Genomic DNA, 26001 nt, shown 5'->3' with positions numbered 1-26001 from the left:
GGTGTACGCGCGCTGTTTACCACTCAAGAGGCCGAGCGTTAGCTCGCCTGCAGCTTTTGATTTTGATCCGGCCCAGGCGCACGTGTTCCTCTGTAGGAGCTGTCGAGTGAAACGAGGCTGCGATCTTTTGATCTTGCCTCTGCTTTAGCGGTTTTCGCGTCCAGCTATCGACACAAGGCTTGAGTCTTGCGCGTTGGCGACGTGGAGCCAGGGAGCGATTGAAGGCAACGGCAAGATCAAAAGATCGCAGCCTCGTTTTACTCGACAGCTCCTACAGGAAGGGGGTGTACGCGCGCTGATTACCACTCAACAGGCCGAGCGTTAGCTCGCCTGCAGCTTTTGATTTTGATCCGGCCCAGGCGCACGTGTTCCTCTGTAGGAGCTGTCGAGTGAAACGAGGCTGCGATCTTTTGACGTTGCCTCTGTTTCAGCGGTTTTCGCGTCCAGCTATCGACACAAGGCTTAAGTCTTGCGCGTTGGCGACGTGGAGCCTGGGAGCGATTGAAGGCAACGGCAAGATCAAAAGATCGCAGCCTCGTTTTACTCGACAGCTCCTACAGGAAGGGGGTGTACGCGTGCTGCTCACCACTCATCAGGCCGAGCGTTAGCTCGCCTGCAGCTTTTGATTTTGATCCGGCCCAGGCGCACGTGTTCCTCTGTAGGAGCTGTCGAGTGAAACGAGGCTGCGATCTTTTGATCTTGCCTCTGCTTTAGCGGTTTTCGCGTCCAGCTATCGACACAAGGCTTAAGTCTTGCGCGCTGGCGACGTGGAACCTGGGAGCGATTGAAGGCAACGGCAAGATCAAAAGATCGCAGCCTCGTTTCACTCGACAGCTCCTACAGGAAGGGGGTGTACGCGTGCTGTTTACCACTCAAGAGGCCGAGCGTTAGCTCGCCTGCAGCTTTTGATTTTGATCCGGCCCGGGCGCACGTGCTCCTCTGTAGGAGCTGTCGAGTGAAACGAGGCTGCGATCTTTTGATCTTGTATTTGCTTTCGCGGTTTCCGCGTCCAGCTATCGACAAAAGGCTTGAGTCTTGCGCGCTGGCGACGCGGAGCCTGGGAGCGATTGAAGGCAACGGCAAGATCAAAAGATCGCAGCCTCGTTTCACTCGACAGCTCCTACAGGGAGGGGGTGTACGCGTGCTGCTCACCACTCATCAGGCCGAGCGTTAGCTCGCCTGCAGCTTTTGATTTTGATCCGGCCCAGGCGCACGTGTTCCAGGGGTGTACGCGCGCTGTTCACCACTCAACAGGCCGAGCGTTAGCTCGCCTGCAGCTCTTGATCTTGATCTGCCCCGTCGGGAGGCCGAGTGGAGGTTCTGCGCAGTGGGCACCGCGGCAAGGATGCCGCGGTAGCCGCCCCCGGCCATGGATGGCCGATGGCGGCGGGCCCACGGAGCAGGACCGGAGCGAGGGCATGCCGAGCCTGGGCGAGGCACCGTACGTCAGGGGCGAAAGCGTTGGGTTACTTTGCGCTTTTCAAAGTGACCCGCCGTAAGGGCGGAACCCATTGCAGCCGTTACCGCAGAAACGGATATGTACACGAAGGATATGCACACAGACCAAAAAATCAGTCCGGCAACCACCCCCAAAGCCAATGCTGCAAATTATCCCCGCGCAACATAAAGTCCCGATGCACCGCCTCCCGCAACTGATCCCCCATGCGATAACTGGCATCCGGATCAGCCAAATGCATACGAATCGCCTGCAACCACTCCTCAGTGCTGTTACTCAACACCTTGGTGCACGGCAGGAACCCGTCATACGCCCGGGTATCAGTACAAATCACCGGATACCCGCAAGCCCCATATTCCAGCAACCGCAAATTGCTCTTGCAGTCGTTGAAGATATGAAACTCCAACGGCGCCAACGCCAGGTCAAGATTCAGGCTCGCCAACTTGTACGGATAACTCTGCAAATCAATCGTGCCATGGAACTCATGAATGTACGGACGCAAGGCATCCGGACACATACCGAAGAACACCCAATCCACCTCATTGGCCAACTCGCGAACCACATCGGCAATGATCTCCAGGTCACCGGTATGGCTGGTACCGCCCCCCCAGCCAACACGCGGCTTTTTCGAAGTGCGGCGCTGACTGCTCAGCGTCAACCAAGGTTGCGGCGGCAACATGTTGGGTACCACGCGAATTTCGCTGTGCATACTCGACAACACATCAGCCAACGCCTGAGTGGTCACCACCACCCGGTCGCACAGGGCAATGCCGTCACGCAACATCTGCTCGGTGTTGGTCGGCTTGTTCCGCGCATGGCTGTTCTTTTTCGGCGTGCTGACAATGTAATCGTCCAGCTCGAAAATCCGCAGGGCATTAGAGTACTTCTTCATGCGCAGAATGTCGGCCGCCGAACCCTCGCTATAACGCCCCTGCAAGATAATGGTGTCCGGCGACAGACGCTCGATTTCCACAGACGACGGCGACTCGTAGGCCACCCGCGAAATGACCCGCCCAGCAGCCTCAAGCTCCGCCAGCGGCGCGGTCACACGGTAATGCCCGATCGCCGACTCATTGACCGGCAAGCCGAGAATCAATGGCAGGTCGCGATGGCGGAACGGATTCCAGTTATTGCGCAGCGAAGGCTCCAGGCTGAAACTCGCCACACCGAGTGTCAGCGCCGGGTTGTAGGCCGGGTCTCGGGAAATGGTCGGCAGCCACTTTTTATAGAAAGTCTCCTGCTCAAGCACCTGCTCCTGCACAGTGGCCGGCGAGGCTGCCGGCGACAGGTCTTCGCCCATCATCACCGTGGCAAACGGCGTCCAGACCACCAGGTAACCGTTTTGACCCGCCTTGAGGCACAGATCAACGCCGCTGAGACCAAGGTTGAATGCCTCATCATCGCGCTGACCCAGGCTGTCGAACACCTCTTTGCGCACCATCAGGCAATCGCTGCTGACCGCGCTCCAGTTCTGCGCCACCTGCAGACGCTGCATGTAACCCCGGGCACTGACATGCTCGCCGAGGAATGGCGAACTGGCCGGTCCGGCCAGCCCCAGAATCAAACCGGCGGAGACGATCGCATTGTTGGGACCGAGCAACCGCGCCCCCACCACGCCGACTTCCGGGCGTTGAGCGTGGTTGAGCAGTTCGGCGAGCCAGTCGCCCGCGCAAATCACACTGCGCGGGCTAAGCGTCAACAGGTATTCACCCCGGGCATGCTCGGCAGCAAAGTTGACCAGGGTCGCTTCACCGCCAGTGCCGGCATAACGCAGCACCCGCAGCATGGCCACGCCCATCTGAGCCATGGCGTCCAGCCAATCGGCCATCGCCTGATCGCCGCGACCGTCATCGACAATCAGGATTTCGTATTCGGTGTACGTGGTGGTTTCGATCAGGCTTTCGGTGCAGCGCTGCAACGCGCCCAGCGAAGTGCCCGCGCCGATGATGATCGAGACCAGCGGCCGCTGACCGTGGAGGTAATCGATGCGATTGAGCAGCGGCAATTCTTCATGGCGAATCCGGTGTTCCAGGCCGATGCGGGTCAGGTGCGCACTGACCAATGCCTCACTGCCCTCGATCACCTCCGGCAACGACATCCAGTCCGGGAAGGTCTGGGTCGACTCCACCTGAATCTCGGCGATGTGCTCGATGGTGTGCAACCCGGCCTCTTCCACCAGGCGCCAGAGCAAATCCTGCGGCGCCAATTCGCCGTGCGTCGAATCAAAGCCACCCGACGCCAGAAAGCGCTGGCGCTCGAACGCCAGGGTCCGGCCGACGTAAGGGTAGGAACGCATCAGGTCGAGGTTGAAGTCAGGCTTGAACACCGGGTCGACGGACTCACCCTCGACCAGCGCGCCTTCATCGCTATAGGCACACAACATGCCCGGCGTGCTGGCAATGCGTTCGGCCAGGACCAGCAGCGTCGACTCGCGCAGCGTGTCACCCGCCCGCAGCAGGTAAAACCAATGCGTACCTTCCAGCTGCGGCACCACGGCATTGAGCTGTTGCGACCAGTTCGCCTCAAGCGGCAACTGCAGCACTTTATCGTCGCCATCGCAGTCGGCGTTGGACAACACCACCACCGCTTGCGGTGCGTATAGCTGAGTGGCGATGCTGGCCAGCGTGGCTTTCAGCCCGGCACTGTCAGATTCGGTGTCGATGACGATCGGCACCAGGTTCGGACGCATGGCCCAGCGGCTGATGCGCTCCGGCATGTGCCGCGCTTCCGCCGCGTTGAAGGTGCGGACCGACAGCCACTCGCGGTAGAAATCGGCATAGCTGTCAGCGTTCCCGCCCACTCGGCCGTTGACCACGGTGTTGCGGTTACCCAGCACGCGCACCACGCACAACTCTTCCCACTTGCGCGGTTCTTCAAAAGCCTTGCTCAGTTCGACGCTGCGCACCCAACCGGAGGCCGGTGCCGACTCGCCACCGCGTGCGGTCAGCATTTGCGTAAGCCATTCCCATTCCTGCACGGCGGCCCGCGTCATTTCAAGGGTCTTGCTCAGGCGCTCCGGGTATTGACGCTCGGTGCTCAGTACGGTGTTCAGCGCCGCCAGGTTACCGCGACGCAACAGGCACACGAACAAGGCGAAATCGAGCATCGCGACAAAGCCGGAGCCCTCCTGGATCAACGCCGGCAACAGCTCGAGCACATCGGCACGGCGCATCAGCGTCGAGCTGAAGTTGCCGATGAAGTTCTTCGGCGTAGCCTCGAAAATCGCCAGCATGTCATCGCCCTTGAGCAACGAATCAATGGGCGAAAAACGGCAGTTGTCGATCCGTGGCGGCAGGATGAAGTTGTTGGTATCGCTCATCATGCGCAGGGCGCAAACGAGGGTGGCTTCGGGATGATCGATCAACACCTGGGCTTGCATCGCGATGCACGGCGCGAACAGACGGTCGTCGTCGCACAGCACTTTGATGAATTCGCCACGCGCGGCTTCGACACATCGCAGCAGGTTCTTTTGCAGGCCGAGACGCTTCGGGTTACGCAGGTATCGAACGGTGTGCACAGGGTTGGCAAACGACTCGACGATGTCGCGAATCTCGTCGCCGGAGGAATCGTCGCAGATGACGATTTCGATGTTCTCGTACGTTTGCGCGAGCGAACTTTCCAGCGCCTGGCTGAAGAAGCGCGGGTTGAAGGCGGGGATGACGATGCTGACTAGAGGGTGTTGATTCACGGCGAAACTCTCGAGCGGCGAGCCCCTGCCCTTTCAGGCAGAGGCTTCAGAACCGCTTAGGAAAAGACGGTTGGCAGCTCGACAGGCACAGACTCAGATCTTGTTGAACAAGCCCAGCTGAGCAATCTTGCTGAAGGCCAGTTGCGACGCCTGCAACATGGTTTGCTGCAAGGTCAGACGAGTCATCACAGAAGCCGGATCGGAATCGCGGATCGCCGATTGGGTCTGGGTGTTGGCCAGGACCAGGCTCTGGTTGGTGTCGGCCTGGGTATCCAGGGCCGAACCGCGACCGCCCACCGAACTCAGTGCGCTGGACAACTGATCGTTGCCGCTCTTCAGGTTGCCGATGCCCGAAGCCAGCGACGCTTGCAGCTTCTGGGTCAGGATCGGATCGCCGTTGGTTGGCGTGTTCAGCGCCGTTTTCAACTGGCTCACGGTGTCCAGGATGTTCTGGGTTTCGTGAGTGTTGACGGCCACGCTGAACTGATCGCCAGCCGCCGGTGTGCCGGCCAGGTTGAAGCTCACGCCCGAAGCCGTCGCAACGCCCGCTACCACGGTGCCGGAAGACACAGGCTTGCTATCAGCGGTCAGCGGTGCCGCGTACAGATCGAATGCGGTGGCGCTGGTGAATTTCATCACCGCCGAACCGGTCGGGAAACTGGCGTGGTAAGCCGCCGGGTTGGTGATGCTGCTGCCGGTCACTTGAGTCGCTGACGGGTTGCCCGGGCTGCGGGTTGCGGTGAACGTGTCAGGCTTGGCCGCCAGGGTGAAACTGTGGCCCGGCAACACGGTAGCTGCGGTGTCACCGGCTGCCAGATTGATGTTAAGGGTTAGCTCGACACCGCGGAAAGACACACCCTGGCCGGCTTTGGCGGCCGGGTCGAACGTACCGCCCTGGCTGGCTTCGGCAGTCACGTCGTTACCGCCCGAGTCGGTGATTTTCAACTGGGTGCCGCTGATGAAGTCAACGGTGTACGGCTCGCCCGCACGGAATTTGCTGTTGTAGGTCACGCTCGACGAAACCTGCCCATTGGACAGGACAACGCGACCGTCATCCACGGCCGGTGCCGTCATGGTGACCTGGCTACGGCTGGTGTTGATCGCCTGCTGGAACACTTCCCAACCAGTGCTGTTGGTCGCCATCGACATGGTGTCGCCGATCGCCAGATCGAGGGTCACCTGGTCACCGTTGTAGCTGTAGGTGCCATCGTCATTGCGCGAGAACGGCGCGGTGTCGCCCTTGGAACCGGCGAAGATGTACTTGCCGTTCTCGTCCTTGCTGTTCATCAGGCTCAGCAACTGCTCTTCGATCTGACCCAGCTCTTTGGCGTTGGCCTGACGGTCGGCATCAGTGTAGCCACCGTTGCCGGCACCCAAGGCCAGCTCCTGAGCACGCTGCAGCACGTTGTTGATGCTGGTCATCACCGCTTCGGTCTGACCCAGGGTCGCCTTGAGGGTGTTGGTGTTGGCCTTGTACTGATCGAGCATCGACGCCTGTTGGCCCAATTGCAGCAGGCGCGAAGCACCAACCGGATCATCGGCGGCGGTGTTGACGCGAATCAGGCTGCTGGCCTCTTCGCTGCTTTTGACCACGTTGGCGAAGTTCTTCTGATAGTTCGCAGCAGAGGACTCGTAAAACTGGGCGGTAGAAATGCGCATGGGCTACGACTCCTTAAAGACTGTTGATCAGTGTGCTGAAGATTTCCTGCGCAGCCTTGATGATCTGCGAAGAGGCGGTGTAGTACTGCTGATATTTGACCAGGTTGCCGGTTTCCTCATCGAGGTCGACACCGGACAACGAGTCGCGAGCGCCTTTGGCGTTGGCCAGGATGGCGCCGGTGGCGGCACTGTCGAGCTTGCCCTGAGCGGCTTTGGCGCCCACGCCTTCGACCAGTTTGCCGTAGGCGTCGGTCAGGGAAATGCCTTTGCTGGCGCTCCCGGTGTCCACGACCTGCTTGGTTTGCAAGCCGGCCAGGGCGGTGCCGTTACGGTTGTCCATGGTGCCTGGTTGCGCAACGTTGATGTCGATCGCGCTGCCGGTGCCCGGCGAGCCGGCCACGGTCATGTCGAAGTTCGCGGTACGCTGCACGGCCGGCGGGCCCGGATCCATGATCGGCACACCGGCGGAATCCTTGAGAGGGATGCTCAGGCTCAGGGTGTTGTTCTGGTTTGGCTTGATGGTGCCGGTGCTGATCTGCACGCCTTTGGCATCCAGCAACTGGTAAGTCTGGCTGGTGCCGTCGGCAGACGGCGCACCGAATACCACTTTGACTGGCGTCGAATTCTTGATGCCGTTCTGGATTGCCGTGGTGGTGGCGGCATCGTAAATATCAAACTTCGTGGTCAGGGTCGGTTGACCGCTGGCCGGGATCGTCAGGGTGCCGCTGCCGCCCGGCGTGATGGCCGCGCTCAACGGTGCTGCGATGGCCAGACGCTTGCTGTCGGTCATCTCGGTCTTGATGTTCTCCGCCGCGTTGCGGGTCGGAGTGATCTTGAACGTGTCGCCCGCCGCGGCGGTGCCGCCGGAAAGCTTCAGCGAGAAACCGTCGATCACCGGCGGTGGCGTGGTCAGGGTGCTGAAAGCGCCCATGGACGTGCCATCCGGCAGACGCGACACGGTGTAGTTGGTGCCGCTGGTGAAGGTGACCTTGTAATCGTTGATGGTCAGCTTGCCGCTGTCCGCGATGGTCACATCAAAGTTGCCTGAACCGGCGCTGTTGCCGACGGTAGCGACACTGCGGCTGGCCATCTGCGCGGCACTGTTGATGCTGTTGAACAGGTTCGAACCAAACGCACCGTTCTTGTCGATGCCCTGGGCCTGGAGGCTGTTCATCTGATCGGCGACCACCAGGGCCACGCGGCCCAGTTCGTTCATGGCCGGGTCCAGCACGGTGCTGCGATAACGCAGCAGACCGCCCATTTCACCCCCGGTCATGACCGAGGTGATGTCGACGGTGGTGCCGTTGCGATTGAGCTGAATGCCCATGCGCGAAGGATCGTTCAGGCTCGGCGCCACGGACAGGGAGCTGGCGGTGCCGCCGATGACCAGAGGCTGGCCGCTGCCCAGGTAAACGTCGAGGTTACCCTCGCGCTCGATGACCTGTGCACCGGTGAAGGTGGAGAGCTGACGCACGGTTTCATTACGCGCATCGAGCAGCTCGTTCGGCATGCCGCCGGCCTTGGAAACTTCGGAAATCTTCTGGTTCAACTGCGCCACAGTGGCGGCGAGTTTGTTGACCTGATCGGCCATGTTCGACAGGTTGCCGTTGATGCTCGCGTTCTGCTGCGTCAACTGGCTGGACACTGAGTTGAAACGATTGCTCAAGGCCTGGGCATCGCTGAGCAGCAGCTGACGCGACGCGTCATCACCCGGCTTGGCGTTGACGTTCTGCACCGAGGCGAAGAACTTGGTCAGGGCGCCATTGAGGCCGGTGCCGCTGTCCGAGAGCAAGGCGTCGAGCGGACTGATCTGCCCGGCATACGCGGCCGCATCGCTGTTGAGCGAGGTGGTGGTCTGCAGTTGCGCATCGAGGTAGCTGTTGTAGACGCGGCGCACATCGGCCAGGGTGGTACCGGTGCCGATGTAGACATTGCCGAACTGATTCGAGGCCTTGGTACTCTGCACGGTTTGCTGGCGTGAGTAACCGGCGGTGTCGGCGTTGGCAATGTTATTGCCGGTAGTCATCAACGAGGATTGGCCAGCGGCCAGACCCGACATCCCGATATTGAGCAAACTCATGGTTCAGACCTTATGCCTTGTGCCTATAGAGGCGTAGTGGAAGCGCCCGCCGCAGCGTAGTTTTGGTAACTCGTCATCTGCTTGGCTATCTGCGAAATCTTGCTTGCGTAGGCCGGGTCAGTTGCATAACCGGCTTTCTGCAGCTCGCGTACAAACTGTTCTGGGTTATCGGCAGACTTCAGAACATCTTGATAGCGATTATTGGATTGCAGCAAAGTCACCAGGTCATGGAAGCTGTCTTTGTACGAGTCGTAGGAACGGAACTCCGCCGTCTCCTTGACCATCTCGCCGTTCCTGAATTCGCTGGTGATCGCGCGCGCCGATTCACCCTTCCAACTGCTGCTGGCCTTGATGCCGAACAGGTTGTGGCTGCTGCTGCCATCCTGGGCGCGCATGACCGATTTGCCCCAACCGGTTTCCAGGGCCGCCTGGGCCACCAGGTAACGCGGATCGACGCCGATCCGGTCGGCGGCTTCCTTGGCCATCGGAAGCATGGTGTTGACGAATTCGTCGGCGGAGCTGAAGGCTTTCTTCGGCGGCGCCAGTGGAATCTGCGCCATCGCACGGCCGTAAACCTGCAAGCGTCCGCTCGATTTGTTATCAGTTGGCGAAGGCAGCCAGTCGCCATTGAACAGCGGCCCGGCACCGGTCACTACCGGCGTCGCGGCGCGTTCAGGCAGCAAGGTTTTGTTCGCAGTTGTCGCCGCGGTCGTCGTGGCCGAAGGCACCAGACCGGCGAGCAAGCGATCAGCCAGTTTCGGCGGCAAGGCCAGACGGCGCTGATTGATCAGCTCCATGTCATTGCGATGGGTGCCCTCGCCTGTCGGCGCTTTTACCGAACGCGAGGCCCACAACGGACGCTGGCCATTGAGCCGTGACAGCGGACCGTCGGTGGCCACGGTGCCTGCGGCAACTGGCGTTGGCACCGCGGCTTTCGCCGCTTCCTGCTTGGCGGCAGACAAGGCCGCAGCCTCACCCGGCGCCAGCGGTTTGTTCTTCGACATCTGGCGCATCAGCACGTCCGCCAGACCAATACCGCCGCCCTCGCGGGACATGGAAACGGCCAACTGCTGGTCGTACATTTCCTGGTATTGCTTGGCGGCCGGAGTGTTGAGCGGGTTGTCCTTGCCCAGCGCTTCGGTGGCCGAGCGCATCGACTTGAGCATTTCACCGAGGAACAGTGACTCGAATTCCTGCGCAACCTTGCGCATGTTCGCGTCACTGTCCTTGTCGCCGACCTTGAGCTGGTTCAAACGATTCAAGTCCGAATAGGAACCCGAATCGTTGCTGCTGACACCCAGGCCGCCCTTGCGCATATCCATGGTCGCTGTCCTCAGATCACGATCAGGTCGGCTTGCAACGCGCCGGCCTGTTTGAGTGCTTCAAGGATCGCCATCAAGTCACCCGGTGCTGCGCCGACCTGGTTCACCGCCCGCACGATTTCGTCGAGGGTGGTGCCCGGGCCGAACTTGAACATCGGCTTGGCTTCTTGCTGAGCGTTGACCCGCGAGCGCGGCACGACGGCGGTCTGGCCATTGGACAGAGGGCCGGGCTGGCTGACGATCGGGTCTTCGGTGATGGTCACCGTCAGGCTGCCGTGAGTCACGGCGGCCGGCGAAACCTTGACGTTCTGGCCGATCACGATGGTGCCGGTGCGCGAGTTGATGATGACTTTCGCCACCGCCTGACCCGGGTCGACTTCAAGGTTCTCGAGGATCGACAGATAGTCGACGCGCTGACTTGGATCGAGCGGCGCGCTGACACGGATCGAACCGCCGTCGATGGCTTGAGCCACGCCAGGGCCGAGCATGTCGTTGATCTTGTCGACGATGCGCTTGGCGGTGGTGAAGTCCGAACGGTTGAGGTTCAGGGTCAGGCTGTTGCCCTGGTTGAAACCGCTCGGCACCGAACGCTCCACCGAAGCACCGCCCGGAATACGACCGGCCGACGGAACGTTGACGGTGATCTTCGAACCGTCGCGACCTTCCGCATCAAAACCGCCGACGACCAGGTTGCCCTGGGCGATCGCGTAGACGTTGCCGTCGATACCCTTGAGTGGCGTCAGCAGCAAGGTGCCGCCACGCAGGCTCTTGGAGTTACCGATGGACGATACGGTGATGTCGACCTGTTGACCCGGCTTGGCGAACGCCGGCAGATCAGCACTGATCGACACGGCGGCGACGTTCTTCAGCTGCACGTTGCCCGAACCCGGCGGCACCTTGATGCCGAACTGCGAGAGCATGTTGTTGAAGGTCTGCAGGGTGAACGGGGTTTGCGTCGTCTGGTCGCCCGTGCCGTTAAGCCCGACCACCAGGCCGTAGCCGATCAATTGGTTGGAACGCACGCCGGAAATACTGGCGATGTCCTTCAGCCGCTCGGCTTGCGCGTTGAACGCAGCCGAGAGCATCAGGGCGGCCACCATCAAATGCTTGAAATTCAACGTAGCCACCTAGAAAGGGAACAGCGGGCTGAGGAAGAAACGGTCGAACCAGCCTGGCTGACTCGCATCGGCAAACGCACCGGTGCCCGAGTAGGTGATGCGTGCATCGGCGACACGAGTCGACGACACGGTGTTGTCGGTGGCGATGTCATCAGCGCGCACCATGCCGGCAATCCGCACCAGCTCATCACCGGTGTTGAGGGTCAGCCACTTCTCGCCACGCACGGCGATGATGCCGTTGGGCAGCACATCAGCAACGGTCACGGTGATCGAGCCGGTCAGGCTGTTGCTCTGCCCGGACTTGCTGTCACCCTTGGTCGCACGGTCGCCGCTGTAGCCGACATCCAGGCTCAGATCACCACTGCCGATCGGATCGTTGGTGCTCAAGCCGCCGCCGAAGAACGAGCTCAAACCGATGTCGGTCTTGCTGTTCTTGCCGATTTGCGAGTTGGCATTCTTGCTGGCCTGGGTCCGCTCGTTCAGGGTGATGGTGATGATGTCACCAACCCGGAACGCCTTGCGGTCGCTGTACAAGTTCTGTTCGAAACCGGCCTGGTAGATCGAGCCGTTATTGGCGGCAGCCGGCAGCGGCGTGCGCGGCAACACCGGGGCGTAGTAAGGGTCATTGGGCTTGGGCGGCGGAGCGACGCAGCCCGCGAGCACGACGACCCCACTCAGTGCCAGAACAGATACAAAGCGATTCATGACCCTACCTCACGGTGTTGCAGGCGACCTCATGGTCGCCTCATAGACTGATTACAGATTCTGCGTTACGAACGAGAGCATCTGGTCGGCGGTGGAGATCACCTTGGAGTTCATCTCGTAGGCGCGCTGAGTGGTGATCATGTTGACCATCTCTTCAACGGTGCTGACGTTGGATGTTTCCAGGGTGTTCTGCAGCGTGGTACCGAAACCGTTGAGGCCCGGGGTGCCGATTTGCGGCGCGCCGCTGGCAGCGGTTTCCAGGAACAGGTTGTTACCCACGGCTTGCAGGCCGGCCGGGTTGATGAAGTCGGCGGTTTGCAGGTTGCCGATCACCTGGTTGGCCGGGTTACCCGGAACGGTGATGGACACAGTGCCGTCGCGACCGACCGTAAAGGTCTGCGCGTCGTTCGGAATGACAATGGCCGGTTCCAGGGCGAAGCCGCTGGCATTGACGATCTGGCCATTGGAGTCGAGGTGGAACGTGCCGTCACGGGTGTAGGACGTGGTGCCGTCCGGCTGCAGGATCTGGAAGAAACCGCGACCGTCGACCGCCAGGTCAAGTGGCTGCTCGGTGGTTTGCAGACTGCCGGCGGTGAAGTTTTTCTGGGTGCCGACGATGCGCACACCGGTACCCACTTGCAGACCCGACGGCAGTTCGCTGTCCTGGGTCGACTGGGCGCCTGGCTGGCGTTTGATCTGATAGAGCAAGTCCTGGAACTCGGCGCGGTCACGTTTGAAACCCGTGGTCGACACGTTGGCCAGGTTGTTGGAAATGGTCGTCAGGTTGGTGTCTTGGGCGGACAGACCTGTTTTGGCAACCCATAGAGCCGGAAGCATTCGATTCTCCTCGTGCGCCTGTTTTACGGCGCGACGTTCTGATAATTAGCTGATCTGCAAGACCCGAGCCATGGCCTGGTCATCGTCTTTGGCGGTGTTCATCATCTTGATGTGCAGCTCGAACTGCTTCGACAAGGCCAGCACCGAGGTCATCTCTTCCACGGCGTTGACGTTGCTCGACTCAAGGAACCCGGACACCAGTTTGACGCCCGCATCGGCTTGCGCCGGCTTGCCGTCTTTGGTGTGGATCGAACCGTCCAGGCCCTTGGTCATGTTCTTCAGGTCAGGGTTGACCAGTTTGATGCGGTCGACTTCAGCCATCACGCGCGGGCCTTCGCCCATGGCACGGATGCTGATGGTGCCGTCTTCGCCAACTTCGATCTGCTGCTCGGGCGGCACGGCAATCGGTCCGCCATTGCCCATCACCGGCATACCGTTGCCGGCCCGCAGCACGCCAAGGGCGTCCACGTTGAGGCTGCCGGTGCGCACGTAGCTTTCAGCGCCATCGGGGGTCTGCACGGCGATCCAGCCATTGCCTTGCACGGCAACGTCGAGGTCGCGACCGGTTTCAACCAGCGAACCTGGAGAGAAGTCGGTGGCCGGACGCTCGGTCATGGCAAACGCACGCGCCGGAAAGCTGTCACCAAACACTGGCATCGAACGGGCCTGTTCCAGGTCCTTCTGAAAACCGTTGGTGGAAATGTTTGCCAGGTTGTTGGCATGAGCCTTCTGCGCCAGTGCATTCTGGCTGGCGCCGGTCATTGCCACATAAAGGTACTTGTCCACACTCTTTCCTCTGCATGCCGGACGTTTGCCGCCCACCGCTGTACTGATGAGCGATAAGCAATTTGCAGACCAACTTTCTTTTGACGGCGCGAGGCCCGGCAAACAAAGGACTTGAGGGGTTTTGCAGGGATTGGGGGGAATGTATCGGAGACGAAAAACCGGCGGTGTTATGCCGCTTCGCGGCAACAGGTCAAAAGATCGCAGCCTCGTTGCACTGTAGGAGCTGTCGAGTGCAACGAGGCTGCGATCTTTTGATCTTAAATGCCGTTGTCCTTGCCCACTTCATACTCGCGCAACTTGTTGGCAATGGTCGTATGCGAAACCCCCAACCGCTTGCCCAGCTGCCGACTACTCGGGTGCTCGGAATACAAGCGCTCCAGCACCGCCTTCTCAAACCGCCCGACAATCGCATCCAGCCCGCCCTCGAGGGAGAAATCGCCAAGCGGCTGACGCACGCCGTAATCCGGCAAGCGAATGTGCTCGGCCTTCACCGTCCCGCCTTCGCACAACGAGACGGCCTGGAACAGCACGTTCTCCAACTGCCGGACATTGCCTGGCCAATGGTAATGACTCAACCGCTCCATCGCCGCCGGTGCCAGTTTCGGCAGCGGGCAACCGATCTGCCGACTGGCCTGATCAAGGAAGTGCTCCACCAGCGGCGTCAAACCGTCGAGGCATTCACGCAGCGGCGGGATGTGCAGCGACAGCACGTTCAAGCGGTGATAAAGATCCTGGCGAAACTCACCGCGCGCGCACAACTCGGACAAGTCCACCTGCGTCGCGCAGATCACCCGCACATCCAGATAAACCTCTTCATCACTGCCGACACGACGAAAGCATCCGTCCTGCAGGAAACGCAGCAATTTCACCTGCAAGCGCGGGCTCATTTCCCCGACGCCATCGAGAAACAGCGTACCGCCCGCCGTCAGCTCCAACAGGCCGAGCTTGCCTTCGGCCCGCGCCCCTTCGAAAGCGCCGGGGCCGTAACCGAATAACTCGGTCTCAGCCATCGATTCCGGCAGGCCGGCGCAGTTGAGCGCCATCAACGGCGACTGGCCGCGCGGACTCGCCAGGTGACAGGCACGCGCCAACAATTCCTTACCAGTGCCGGTTTCGCCTTCTATCAAGAGCGGCGCATCCAGCGGCGCCATACGCCTTGCTTCGCGCACCACCGCCGCCATGACCTTCGAGCTCTGAAAGATACTGTCGAACCCGCGCAACTCCTGCTTGCGCACGTTATAGATGCGCTCACCGACCCGATCAGCCCGGTGCAACGTCAACACCGCGCCCGCCATGGCTTCGCTGTCGTCATGCTCCGATTGCAGCGGCGCGATGTCGGCGAGAAACACGTCGCCCTTGACCTTGACCCGCAGCCCGTTGATCCGCGACTTGTTGGCGCGCACCAGTTCCGGCAAGTCGAAATCCTCGGCGTACCGCGACAGCGGAATGCCCGGCACCTCATCCACTCGCACACCGAGCAATTGCGCCGCCGCACGGTTGGCTGCAACGATGGAGCCGCCCATGTCGATCGACAGCACCGGAAATTCCAATGCGCCGAGCAAGGCATTGAGTTCCATGTGCCGACGCTCGCTGGGCATCAGCCCTACGCGCTTGACGCCAAACACCCCGGCAATCGACTCGAATTTCGGACGCAATGCCTGGAACTGAATGTTGATCAGGTTCGGACAGTGCAGGTAGATCGCGTTGCCATGCTCACCGCCGACCTCGCCGCGAGCAACGTTGATCCCGTACTCGACCAGCAAGTTGAGAATGTCGCGCAGGATGCCGATGCGGTTCTGGCAGTGGACTTTGATACGCATATAAAAGGCCTGATAAACGATAAATGAGTTTTTGATGCTGGACGCATAACCTGTGGGAGCGGGCTTGCTCGCGAAAGCGGTCTTTCTGTTACATCAGTGTCGGATGTGCTGACACTTTCGCGAGCAAGCCCGCTCCCACAGGGTTTCGTGCAGTGCCTCGGCTCTAATTATCTGCCGAGGCACGCAGATAGTCGTCAAGATTATGTGACACCTGTGCGCCGTTTCAAACCCGGAAATATCAATAGCTGCGCCATAGGCGCCAAACCGTAACGAATACTTTACGAAAAACGGCGATTTTTCCTACGCATGCCAGCGATCACCTGCTGCAACACCGAACGCCTTGGGGTATTTCTAAGTCCATAGCAGCACATAACAAGAACGAATCCCCTAGCAGGAGAGCAGCATGAAGCAGACGCAATACGTGGCTCGCGAGCCCGATGCGCAAGGTTTTATCGACTACCCCGCTGAAGAACACGCGGTGTGGAACACGCTGATTACTCGTCAACTGAAAGTGATCGAGGGGCGTGCGTGCCAGGAATACCTGGACGGTATCGAAAAACTCGGTCTGCCCCACGACCGCATTCCTCAACTCGGCGAGATCAACAAAATCCTCGGTGAAACCACCGGCTGGCAAGTTGCCCGCGTCCCGGCGCTGATCCCCTTCCAGACCTTTTTCGAATTGCTGGCCAACAAGCAGTTTCCGGTGGCGACGTTTATTCGTACCCGCGAAGAGCTGGATTACCTGCAAGAACCGGACATTTTCCACGAGATCTTTGGCCACTGCCCGCTGCTGACCAACCCCTGGTTCGCGGAATTTACCCACACCTACGGCAAACTCGGCCTACAGGCCACCAAGGAAGAGCGCGTGTACCTCGCGCGTCTGTACTGGATGACCATCGAGTTTGGCCTGGTCGATACGCCAGAAGGCCTGCGCATCTACGGCGGCGGCATTCTCTCCTCGCCGAAAGAAACCGTTTACTGCCTGTCGGACGAACCTGAGCATCAGACGTTCGATCCGCTGGAATGCATGCGTACGCCGTACCGCATCGACATCCTGCAACCGCTGTACTTTGTCCTGCCGAACCTCAAGCGTCTGTTTGATGTGGCCCATGAAGACATCATGGCCATGGTCAAGCAAGGCATGCAGCTGGGTTTGCACGCGCCTAAATTTCCGCCAAAAAAAGCGGCGTGATCCGCAGCTTTTAGAATCAAGTGAGCCTGTCAGGAACCGACGCTTTGGTTTAGCGTGGTGAAACTGACGGCCGATTTCCAATAATTCGATTTCAGGAATCCATCATGTCCACATTGAACCAAGCCCATTGCGAAGCCTGCCGCGCCGATGCTCCTCAGGTCAGCGACGAAGAACTGCCGGTCCTGATCAAGCAGATCCCGGACTGGAACATCGAAGTACGCGACAGCGTGATGCAGCTGGAAAAAGTATTCCTGTTCAAGAATTTCAAGCACGCGCTGGCATTCACCAACGCGGTCGGCGAAATCTCCGAGGCCGAAGGTCACCACCCAGGCCTGCTGACCGAGTGGGGCAAAGTCACCGTGACCTGGTGGAGCCACTCCATCAAGGGTCTGCACCGCAACGATTTCATCATGGCCGCCCGCACTGACGAAGTGGCCAAGGACGCCGAGGGCCGCAAATAATGCATTTCGACGCCATAGGTCGAGTTCCCGGCGACCCGATTCTCGGCCTGATGGAGGCCTACGCGCAGGACCCGAACCCGCGCAAATTCGACCTTGGCGTGGGCGTCTATAAAGATGCCCAGGGCCTGACGCCGATTCCCCAGTCCGTGAAGCTCGCCGAGCAGCGCCTGGTGGACCGCCAGACCACCAAGACCTACATCGGTGGTCACGGCGAACCGGCGTTCGGCAAGGCGATCAGTGAGCTGGTGCTCGGCGCCGACTCCCCGCTGATCGCCGAACAACGGGCCGGCGCGACCCAGACCCCGGGCGGCACCGGCGCGTTGCGCCTGAGCGCGGATTTCATCGCCCATTGCCTGCCGGGCCGTGGCGTGTGGCTGAGCAACCCGACCTGGCCTATCCACGAAAGCATTTTCGCGGCGGCCGGGGTCAAGGTCAGTCATTACCCCTACGTCGGCAGCGATAACCGCCTCGATGTCGAAGCCATGCTCGCCGTCCTCAAGGAAGCGCCGAAGGGCGATGTGGTTTTGTTGCACGCCTGCTGCCATAACCCGACCGGTTTCGATCTGTCCCATGACGATTGGCGCCGAGTGCTGGACGTGGTGCGCAGTCGCGACCTGGTGCCGCTGATCGACTTCGCCTATCAGGGCTTCGGCGATGGCCTGGAACAGGATGCCTGGTCGACACGGCTGTTCGCTGCCGAGTTGCCGGAAGTGCTGATCACCAGTTCCTGCTCGAAGAATTTCGGTTTGTACCGCGATCGCACCGGCGCGCTGATTGTCTGTGCGAAAACCGCTGAGAAGCTGGTGGATATCCGCAGTCAACTGGCGAACATCGCCCGTAACCTGTGGTCGACGCCACCGGATCACGGCGCTGCCGTAGTGGCGACGATTCTGGGTGATCCGGAGCTGAAAAGCCTCTGGGCCGACGAGGTAGAAGCCATGCGTTTGCGCATCGCTCAACTGCGCAGCGGCCTGGTGGAAGCACTCGAACCCCATGGTCTGCGTGAACGTTTTGCGCACATTGGTGTGCAACGCGGGATGTTTTCTTACACCGGTTTGTCGCCGGAGCAGGTTAAACAACTGCGCGATCACCACAGCGTCTACATGGTCGGCACCGGCCGGGCGAATGTCGCCGGGATCGATGCAACGCGCCTGGATCTGCTGGCCGAGGCGATTGCCGAAGTCTGCAAATAACCTCAAGCCCTGCACATTTCCTTTGTGGGAGCGGGCTTGCTCGCGAAGACGGAGTGTCAGTCGATATCTTTTTCGCCTGACACTCCGCTTTCGCGAGCAAGCCCGCTCCCACATTTGCTTTGTGTTGCCCTCTTCCAGACCTGTCTAGACAACTCCATCCGTCGAAACAAATGGATATAAAAGTCTATTTGTCATTTCTCCTGCTGTATCCTGCCCAAGCTTTTTAAAAGCGCGGATCTACCAGATCTATCAACAGACTTTGCGAGGAGCGCGAAACATGCACGAGATCCCTAATCTCCCCTTCCCAAGCCTGCACGAAACTGAGCAGACAACCACGCAACAAGCCGGAGCCCAACAGCCCCAGCCGAAAGAAGCCACTGAACGCCGCCAGGCTGACAGCGAAGACTGAAACACCTGCAATGCCAGACCGTGTGGAAAGCGCTAACATGCGCTTTCCACACCGCCTGAACCCTTGAGCTGCCCACCATGACCGACGACTTCACGCCTCCTATTGATGAAGAGCTGCAGGCCAGCGTCCTGATCGGCACCGCCGAGAAGATGATCGAGATCTGGAATCGCCTCTCTCCCGAGAAACAAGCCGCGTTGCTCGCCCGCTTCGGCACCGAAGAAAACGCCCTGGCCGCCCTGGTCACGACGCAACTGGTTGCCCCGCAAAAACCTGAATAACCCCCCGCCCGGCAAATAGTTTTACTTTTCCACGACCCACGGCCGTTCGCGCCGCTATCATAAGCAGCCTATCTATCCTGCTTTCCCGTGGACCTTTACCCATGTCTGAAAACCAGCGCCCCCTGGCGGTCACGCTGCAAGTCGTTTCCATCGTTCTCTTTACCTTCATCGGCTACTTGAACATCGGCATTCCCCTCGCCGTATTGCCCGGCTACGTCCACAGCGACCTCGGCTTTGGCGCCGTGATCGCCGGGCTGGTGATCAGCGTGCAATACCTGGCCACCCTGCTCAGCCGGCCGTACGCCGGGAAAATCATCGACAACAAGGGCAGCAAACTGGCGGTGATGTATGGCCTCGCCGGCTGCGGTTTGAGCGGCGTGTTCATGCTGATTTCGGCCTGGACCCAGAGCCTGCCGATGCTGAGCCTGATCAGTCTGTTGATTGGCCGACTGGTGCTTGGCAGCGCGGAAAGCCTGGTCGGCTCCGGTTCGATTGGCTGGGGGATTGGCCGGGTCGGTGCGGCGAACACCGCGAAGGTCATTTCCTGGAACGGCATCGCCAGTTACGGTGCATTAGCCGTTGGCGCGCCGCTGGGCGTGTTGCTGGTCAGCCAATTGGGTTTGTGGAGCATGGGTGTGAGCATCGTGCTGCTGGCCGTCCTCGGCCTGGCGCTGGCCTGGCCGAAAACCGCCGCACCGATTGTGGTCGGTGAACGGCTGCCGTTCATGCATGTGCTGGGACGGGTGCTGCCCCATGGTTGCGGCCTGGCCTTGGGCTCGATCGGCTTCGGCACCATCGCCACCTTCATCACCCTGTATTACGCCACGCAACACTGGGACAACGCGGTGCTGTGCCTGAGTTTGTTCGGCGCCAGCTTCATCGGCGCGCGGCTGCTGTTCGGCAACCTGATCAACCGCCTCGGCGGCTTTCGCGTGGCGATTGCCTGCCTGTCGGTGGAAACCCTGGGGCTGTTATTGCTGTGGCTGGCGCCGGATGCACATTGGGCACTGGCCGGCGCAGCGCTGAGCGGGTTCGGGTTTTCGCTGGTGTTTCCGGCGTTGGGCGTGGAAGCGGTCAACCTGGTGCCGGCTTCCAGTCGTGGCGCGGCGGTCGGGGCTTATTCGCTGTTCATCGATTTGTCGCTGGGGATTACCGGGCCGCTGGCTGGTGCGATTGCCGCCGGGTTTGGTTTTGCCTCGATTTTCCTGTTCGCCGCTATCGCTGCATTGAGCGGTTTGGCGCTGAGCGTTTATCTGTACCGGCAGGCGCCCAGGCACCTAAATGAAAAGTACCGCGAAGAACGCGGCGCCCGCTAGAAATCGATCTTGCCGCGTCCAGCCTTGATGCTGCCACGCTTGGTCTTGGACTCCAGCCGACGCTTCTTCGAACCCAGGGTCGGCTTGGTCGGACGGCGTTTCTTCTCGACCTTGGTCGCGCTGAGAATCAACTCGACCAGCCGCTCCAGCGCATCCGCTCGATTGGCTTCCTGCGTGCGGTATTGCTGGGCCTTGATGATCAACACCCCTTCGCTGGTGATGCGACTGTCACGCAGCGCCAGCAGCCGCTCCTTGTAGAACTCGGGCAAGGACGAAGCCGGAATGTCGAAGCGCAAGTGCATGGCGCTGGAGACCTTGTTGACGTTCTGCCCACCTGCGCCTTGCGCGCGAATGGCCGTCAATTCGATCTCGGCATCCGGCAGATGCACGTTGTTGGAAATCACCAGCATGGAAAAAGCGTCCGTATTTAGAACGCGCAGGATACCTTGAATGAACTGAAAAAATGCGGCCCCTGTAGGAGCGAGGCTTGCCCGCGAAGAACGATTACGCGGTTTGCGATGAACCGCGGAGTCTGCTTCGCGGGCAAGCCTCGCTCCTACAGAGTTTTGCGGCGCGCACAAAAAACCCGGCACATTGGCCGGGTTTGTTGTTTCTGCAGACTGCGCTTACTTCGCGCTTGCCGCGTGCAACGCCTGCTGAGCACTGCGCTTGTTCTTGATGCCGTAGCAAACCCACATGAATGCAACCCACACCGGAATCGCATACACCGAGATCTGGATGCCCGGAATCAGCAGCATCACGCCGAGGATGAACACCACGAACGCCAGGCAGATGAAGTTCCCGTACGGGTACCACAGGGCCTTGAACAGCGGCGTCTGTTGGGTCTTGTCCATGTGCTGGCGGAACTTGAAGTGCGAGAAGCTGATCATCGCCCAGTTGATCACGAGGGTGGCAACCACCAGCGACATCAACAGTTCCAGCGCGTTTTGCGGGATCAGGTAGTTCAGCAACACCGCGATCAACGTCACCGCCGCCGACGCGAGGATCGAGCGCACCGGCACGCCGCGCTTGTCGATCTTCGCCAGGGCTTTCGGCGCATCGCCCTGCTCGGCCATGCCCAGCAGCATACGGCTGTTGCAGTAGGTGCCGCTGTTGTACACCGACAGCGCCGCAGTCAGGACCACGAAGTTGAGGATGTGCGCGGCGGTGTCGCTGCCAAGCATCGAGAACACTTGCACGAACGGGCTGCCGCTGTAGGAATCACCCGACGCGTTCAGGGTCGCCAACAGGGCGTCCCATGGCGTCAGCGACAGCAAAATGACCAGTGCGCCGATGTAGAAAATCAGGATCCGGTAGATCACCTGGTTGATGGCTTTCGGGATCACGGTTTTCGGCTTGTCGGCTTCGGCTGCGGTGAAACCGAGCATTTCCAGGCCACCGAAGGAAAACATGATGATCGCCATGGCCATCACCAGACCACTGACACCGTTGGGGAAAAAGCCGCCGTGGGCCCACAGGTTGGTCACCGAAGCTTGCGGGCCGCCATGGCCGCTGACCAGCAGGTAACTGCCGAGCGCGATCATGCCGACAATCGCCACGACCTTGATGATCGCGAACCAGAACTCGGCTTCACCGAAGACTTTGACGTTGGCCAGGTTGATCAGGTTGATCAGCACGAAGAAGCCGGCGGCCGAGACCCAGGTCGGGATGTGCGGCGCCCAGTAGTGGATGTATTTGCCGACCGCGGTCAGCTCCGACATGCCCACCAGAATGTACAGGATCCAGCAGTTCCAGCCCGACAGGAAACCGGCGAAACCGCCCCAGTATTTGTGCGCAAAGTGACTGAAGGAACCGGCCACCGGCTCTTCGACGATCATTTCGCCGAGCTGGCGCATGATCATGAACGCAATGAAGCCGCAGATGGCGTAGCCGAGGATCATCGACGGGCCGGCGGATTTCAGTACGCCGGCCGAGCCCAGGAACAGCCCGGTACCGATCGCGCCACCGAGGGCGATCAGTTGAATATGGCGATTTTTCAGGCCGCGTTTCAGCTCGCCTGAATGCGAGTTTTGTCCACTCATGAAAAGGGTCTCACGCAAGGTTTGATGATGTTCGTTAGACGTTGCTGCTCGGTTGCGATTTCAAGCAGCGCCGATCAAACCCCAGCGAAGGCAAAAGGAGTTCAGCGTTTTTACAACGGTCATGCGTCACCTGTTTGTTTTTATCTGTGACGAAATCGAACCCGACACGCTTGTGGCGCGGCGGAGTGAACAAGGCGGATAGCCTTGAGGTTTGCGCAGATGCGCAGGAGGTCACAGTTAAAACGCGGCGCATTGTACACCTGTAACCCCCTGCTGCCAGACACCGCTGGATCAGCGCGTCGTTTGCCGGGATTGCCTGTGTCCGCCCCGAGGGTCTCGGGCGGCTGCAAAAATAGGGTCAGACCTTTGCGGGTCTTCGATAAGGGCGACGGAAAAATCGCCCCTTGGGGAGAAGTGGAAATGAGTCACGGCGTTCATTGCGCCTCCTTCTTGTTATGCACCTGCACGACAGGCATGGAGGGCATCTCACCCTTCCAGCGCCGCTGAAACAAGCGGGCCAGAGCCTTGCAGGATCAGCGACTGATCCGTTTACGGAAGGTTTTCCTTACACCCCTTCCGCAAGCGTCAATCCAAGGGCTTTGAGGAGTGAATCCGTCAGCTTTTCTTTACAAGCTGTAACGCATATTTTCCAAATCAGATCAATCCGTAGGACGACTGCAAATTGACGGTAGGAAGCTTCCTAAGGAAAAGGTCGAGTTAGTTTTCTGTTTTTTATCGATAAAGGTCTCGCCAAAAAACAGAATAAAAAGTTCAACTAAATCTAATTTGATTATTTTTTTGCAATTTAAAAACCTCTGGACTAGGTTTTCAGCGACTTGCCGAGACGCATCAACCGGCAAGTTGGCGGGTTGTTCAATGACTGAAAAACACGCCGCTGCACTTACCGAAAAGTCATCTAGGAGATTCACAATGCAAGCACTTGAAAAAGACTTGGAAACTGAACTGCAACTGGACGATTGGTTTGAAGCACCGACCCATGAAGCCGCCGTTGAAATGATGCAAGCCGATGCGGTCGTTCCGTTCGGCACGGCGATGTGGCCGCTGTAAGACACTCCGGCAGGTACGATCCGGCCGGTTGTGCCTGCCACTTTTTCTCGGTTTGTCAGGGAGGACTACATGGATAAGCAACGCGCCATTTCGCATTTCCTTTACTACCTCGAACACCACCCTGCCCTTGCCGGCATCAACCCGGCGAAGGTCTTGCTCGGCCACACCGCTGATTACGAGGCACTGACCGGCGCCATCGCCGAACAGGCCGGAGACAGCCAGCCATTCCGCTTCAGCGCCATGCGCCTGGACCTCGAACCGACAGAGAGGCTGGCGCAGGCGATTGCCGACAGCGATCTGTACATTTTCTTCTACGACTCTTCCACCCTGCCCAACCCTCGCCCCGACGGCCCGGAATTTGTCCGCGCGCTGCAAGGTGTGATGGCCGAGAACTGGAAGAAGTCGCTGCTGTTCAAGGATTACGGCGATTACTTCTACGACACTTTCAGTGTCACTCCGCAGCGTATAGCGGGGCTGAACAGCCATTTGATCCAGCGCATGTCTCACGCGACGACGTTAAGTTTCAAAGATGATCACGGCTCGTGGTTTGAAACGCCGATGCATAGCATCAAGAAGTGGACCGATATCAACGGTGTCGGCAACTTTGACCTGGCGCCCGGTGAAATTGCGACGCACAGCGAATCGATTAATGGCCAGGTGAAGTTCATGGGGACGTTCCTCAGTACGATTCCGTTCGCCCGCAAGTACGGGGTGCTGGAGGCACCGCTGGAGTTGTGGATCGAGAACTCGACCATCCGCAAGATCGCCACGGATGTGCCCGGTCTGGAACATGACTTCAACAAGTACTTGGAAGCCAATCCGTCGAACCGGCGCATTGAGGAGTTGGGGATTGGCACCAATGAAGGCGTGAAGAGTTTGTATGCCCGAAATGCCGGGTTTGAAGAGCGCCATTGCGGGCTGCATCTGGGGTTGGGTGGCGGGGCCAAGGGCAGCCATCATTTGGACCTGATTTTCTCCAGCGGCGTGTTGGCGCTGGATGATGAGCCGGTGTTTGATGGGCGGTTTGTGTTTTGAGCGAGATTGATAGTGTTTTTGCCGACGCCTTCGCGGGCAAGCCTCGCTCCTACAGGTACGGCGGCGCCTTTGTAGGAGCGAGGCTTGCCCGCGAAGGCGTCCGAACAATTACCACATAGCGAAAGGCAGACCAAAAAAAAACGCCAACCCGAAGGTTGGCGTTTTTTATGCGGCGCTTACCGATTATTCAGGCTTGCGACGACCAAAGCCCGGACGCTGGCCCGAACCGGCTGGCGCACCACGGCGTTTGCCCGATGGCGCGTCCTTGTCGACCAGAACGATGCCTGGACGCTTCTTCGCCGGGGCCTTGGCCGGGCGCTTGGTGTCGGAAGGACGGTCTGCCACTGGCGTGCCGCGACTCGAATCACCACGAGCCTCACCACGAGGAGCACCACGATCGCTACGACCGCCGCTTGGCGCACCGCGGCCTTCGCCGCGCTCGGTGCGACCGTTGGCCGGACGCGGAGTGCGTGGACCGCGCTCGCCATCAGCGCGTGGCGCTGCTGGTTTGCGGGCTGGACGCTCGCCTTCGATTTGCGGTTCACGGGAGTCACGCGGCGTGGCAGCGGTCTGGTTACCGATGGCTGGACGCAACGAACGCACGCGCTCGGTCTTGCCCATCGGACGCGACGATTTACGCTGCATGCGGTCGAGCTTGTCTTTGCTCTTGGCGTTCATCTGCGGCATGGCCACAGGCGTCAGGCCGACTTCAGCACTGAGAATGTCGACTTCGTACTGGCTCATTTCGCGCCAGCGGCCCATCGGCAGGTCGGAGTTGAGGAACACCGGACCGAAACGCACGCGCTTCAGACGGCTGACCACCAGGCCCTGGGATTCCCACAGACGACGGACTTCGCGGTTGCGACCTTCCATCACAACGCAGTGATACCAGTGGTTGAAGCCTTCGCCACCTGGGGCTTGCTTGATGTCGGTGAACTTGGCCGGGCCGTCTTCGAGGACGACGCCTGCTTTCAGACGCTCGATCATCTCGTCATCGACTTCACCACGCACACGCACCGCGTATTCACGGTCCATTTCGTAGGAAGGGTGCATCAGGCGGTTGGCCAGCTCACCGTCGGTGGTGAACATCAGCAGACCGGTGGTGTTGATGTCCAGACGACCGATGTTGATCCAGCGACCTTCTTTTGGTTTCGGCATCTTGTCGAAAACGGTCGGACGGCCTTCCGGATCAAGGCGGGTGCAGATTTCGCCGTCGGGCTTGTTGTACATGATCACGCGGCGTACCGACTCGGCGGCTTCTTCGCGCTTGATCACCTTGCCATCAATGGTGATGGCGTCGTGCATGTCGACGCGCTGCCCGAGGGTGGCGTCTTTGCCGTTGACCTTGATGCGGCCGTGGCTGATCCAGGCTTCCACGTCACGGCGCGAGCCGACGCCGATACGGGCGAGGACTTTCTGCAGTTTTTCGCCTGCTGGGCCGATTTCCTGGTCGTCTTTCTGGTCGTTGATACTCATCTGGGCACCTCCCGGTGTGGTCTGTTCAGGCGGCCCATGATTGAGCGTCCTGAAGCGATG

20 protein-coding genes are annotated in these 26001 nt (G+C 59.9%); 8 read left to right on the top strand and 12 right to left on the bottom strand.

The genetic code is table 11. From position 1 onward, the window contains the following. Window positions 1-1571: 1571 nt before the first annotated feature. The 9 genes from ACA049_RS08030 to ACA049_RS07990 form a co-directional block, all read right to left on the bottom strand. Entirely contained in the window at window positions 1572-5144 is a 3573-nt protein-coding gene (locus ACA049_RS08030) for a glycosyltransferase (RefSeq protein ID WP_497334504.1), read from the bottom strand. Window positions 5145-5237: 93 nt separating this feature from the next. Next, the gene (locus ACA049_RS08025; protein WP_497334502.1) at window positions 5238-6803 is read right to left on the bottom strand and encodes a flagellar hook-associated protein 3; all 1566 of its coding nucleotides are present in this window, start codon (window positions 6801-6803) and stop codon (window positions 5238-5240) included. Window positions 6804-6816: 13 nt separating this feature from the next. Next, a complete protein-coding gene (flgK, locus tag ACA049_RS08020) occupies window positions 6817-8883 on the bottom strand; it encodes a flagellar hook-associated protein FlgK (RefSeq protein ID WP_497334500.1) in 2067 nt (688 codons plus the stop codon). Window positions 8884-8906: 23 nt separating this feature from the next. After that, window positions 8907-10205, bottom strand: coding sequence for a flagellar assembly peptidoglycan hydrolase FlgJ (gene flgJ, locus ACA049_RS08015; RefSeq protein WP_497334498.1), 1299 nt, complete (start codon window positions 10203-10205; stop codon window positions 8907-8909). An 11-nt stretch (window positions 10206-10216) separates the two neighbouring features. Further along, a complete protein-coding gene (locus tag ACA049_RS08010; RefSeq protein ID WP_438659492.1) occupies window positions 10217-11305 on the bottom strand; it encodes a flagellar basal body P-ring protein FlgI in 1089 nt (362 codons plus the stop codon). A gap of 27 nt (window positions 11306-11332) precedes the next feature. Continuing rightward, the gene (gene flgH, locus ACA049_RS08005; RefSeq protein ID WP_497334496.1) at window positions 11333-12028 is read right to left on the bottom strand and encodes a flagellar basal body L-ring protein FlgH; all 696 of its coding nucleotides are present in this window, start codon (window positions 12026-12028) and stop codon (window positions 11333-11335) included. Window positions 12029-12079: 51 nt separating this feature from the next. Continuing rightward, window positions 12080-12865, bottom strand: a complete 786-nt coding sequence (flgG, locus tag ACA049_RS08000) for a flagellar basal-body rod protein FlgG (RefSeq protein ID WP_219097700.1) — start codon at window positions 12863-12865, stop codon at window positions 12080-12082. Between the two features lie 45 nt (window positions 12866-12910). Next, window positions 12911-13651, bottom strand: a complete 741-nt coding sequence (locus ACA049_RS07995; RefSeq protein WP_010457018.1) for a flagellar basal body rod protein FlgF — start codon at window positions 13649-13651, stop codon at window positions 12911-12913. Window positions 13652-13908: 257 nt separating this feature from the next. Beyond that, on the bottom strand, window positions 13909-15471 hold the full coding sequence (locus ACA049_RS07990) for a sigma-54-dependent transcriptional regulator (RefSeq protein WP_497334494.1): 1563 nt from the start codon (window positions 15469-15471) through the stop codon (window positions 13909-13911). 403 nt (window positions 15472-15874) lie between these two features. On the opposite strand from ACA049_RS07990, the gene phhA reads away from it, so the two are divergent. The 6 genes from phhA (at window position 15875) to ACA049_RS07960 (ending at window position 20320) form a co-directional block, all read left to right on the top strand. Then, on the top strand, window positions 15875-16663 hold the full coding sequence (phhA, locus tag ACA049_RS07985; protein WP_497334492.1) for a phenylalanine 4-monooxygenase: 789 nt from the start codon (window positions 15875-15877) through the stop codon (window positions 16661-16663). 104 nt (window positions 16664-16767) lie between these two features. Next, window positions 16768-17124 carry a 4a-hydroxytetrahydrobiopterin dehydratase gene (locus tag ACA049_RS07980; RefSeq protein WP_008030478.1) on the top strand — a complete coding sequence of 119 codons (357 nt, stop codon included), beginning with the start codon at window positions 16768-16770 and terminating at the stop codon, window positions 17122-17124. Further along, the gene (locus tag ACA049_RS07975; protein WP_497334490.1) at window positions 17124-18317 is read left to right on the top strand and encodes an amino acid aminotransferase; all 1194 of its coding nucleotides are present in this window, start codon (window positions 17124-17126) and stop codon (window positions 18315-18317) included. Before ACA049_RS07980 ends, ACA049_RS07975 begins: the two co-directional genes overlap by 1 nt. 277 nt (window positions 18318-18594) lie before the next feature. Next, window positions 18595-18726 carry a hypothetical protein gene (locus ACA049_RS07970; protein WP_497334488.1) on the top strand — a complete coding sequence of 44 codons (132 nt, stop codon included), beginning with the start codon at window positions 18595-18597 and terminating at the stop codon, window positions 18724-18726. 77 nt (window positions 18727-18803) lie between these two features. Then, complete coding sequence (locus ACA049_RS07965) at window positions 18804-19004, top strand: hypothetical protein (RefSeq protein ID WP_497334486.1); 201 nt, start codon at window positions 18804-18806, stop codon at window positions 19002-19004. A 101-nt stretch (window positions 19005-19105) separates the two neighbouring features. Further along, entirely contained in the window at window positions 19106-20320 is a 1215-nt protein-coding gene (locus ACA049_RS07960) for an MFS transporter (protein ID WP_497334484.1), read from the top strand. Here the strand turns inward: ACA049_RS07960 and arfB are convergent. Continuing rightward, window positions 20317-20730 (bottom strand): alternative ribosome rescue aminoacyl-tRNA hydrolase ArfB, encoded by a 414-nt coding sequence (gene arfB, locus ACA049_RS07955; protein ID WP_123409224.1) that lies wholly within the window; start codon window positions 20728-20730, stop codon window positions 20317-20319. The genes ACA049_RS07960 and arfB overlap by 4 nt on opposite strands. A 216-nt stretch (window positions 20731-20946) precedes the next feature. After that, entirely contained in the window at window positions 20947-22362 is a 1416-nt protein-coding gene (locus ACA049_RS07950; RefSeq protein WP_497334482.1) for an amino acid permease, read from the bottom strand. A 930-nt stretch (window positions 22363-23292) separates the two neighbouring features. Here ACA049_RS07950 and ACA049_RS07945 point away from each other — a divergent pair. Together ACA049_RS07945 and ACA049_RS07940 are read left to right on the top strand one after the other, a co-directional pair. Continuing rightward, window positions 23293-23430 (top strand): hypothetical protein, encoded by a 138-nt coding sequence (locus tag ACA049_RS07945; protein WP_010461921.1) that lies wholly within the window; start codon window positions 23293-23295, stop codon window positions 23428-23430. Window positions 23431-23499: 69 nt separating this feature from the next. After that, complete coding sequence (locus tag ACA049_RS07940; protein ID WP_497334480.1) at window positions 23500-24465, top strand: M29 family metallopeptidase; 966 nt, start codon at window positions 23500-23502, stop codon at window positions 24463-24465. A 183-nt stretch (window positions 24466-24648) separates the two neighbouring features. Here the strand turns inward: ACA049_RS07940 and rluB are convergent, their stop codons facing one another. Further along, window positions 24649-25941: a 23S rRNA pseudouridine(2605) synthase RluB gene (gene rluB, locus ACA049_RS07935; protein ID WP_497334478.1), complete on the bottom strand. Its 1293-nt coding sequence runs from the start codon at window positions 25939-25941 to the stop codon at window positions 24649-24651. Window positions 25942-26001: the final 60 nt, after the last annotated feature.

The organism is Pseudomonas sp. LBUM1662, assembly GCF_059695915.1.
This window is presented reverse-complemented; position numbering and strand designations above follow the sequence as displayed.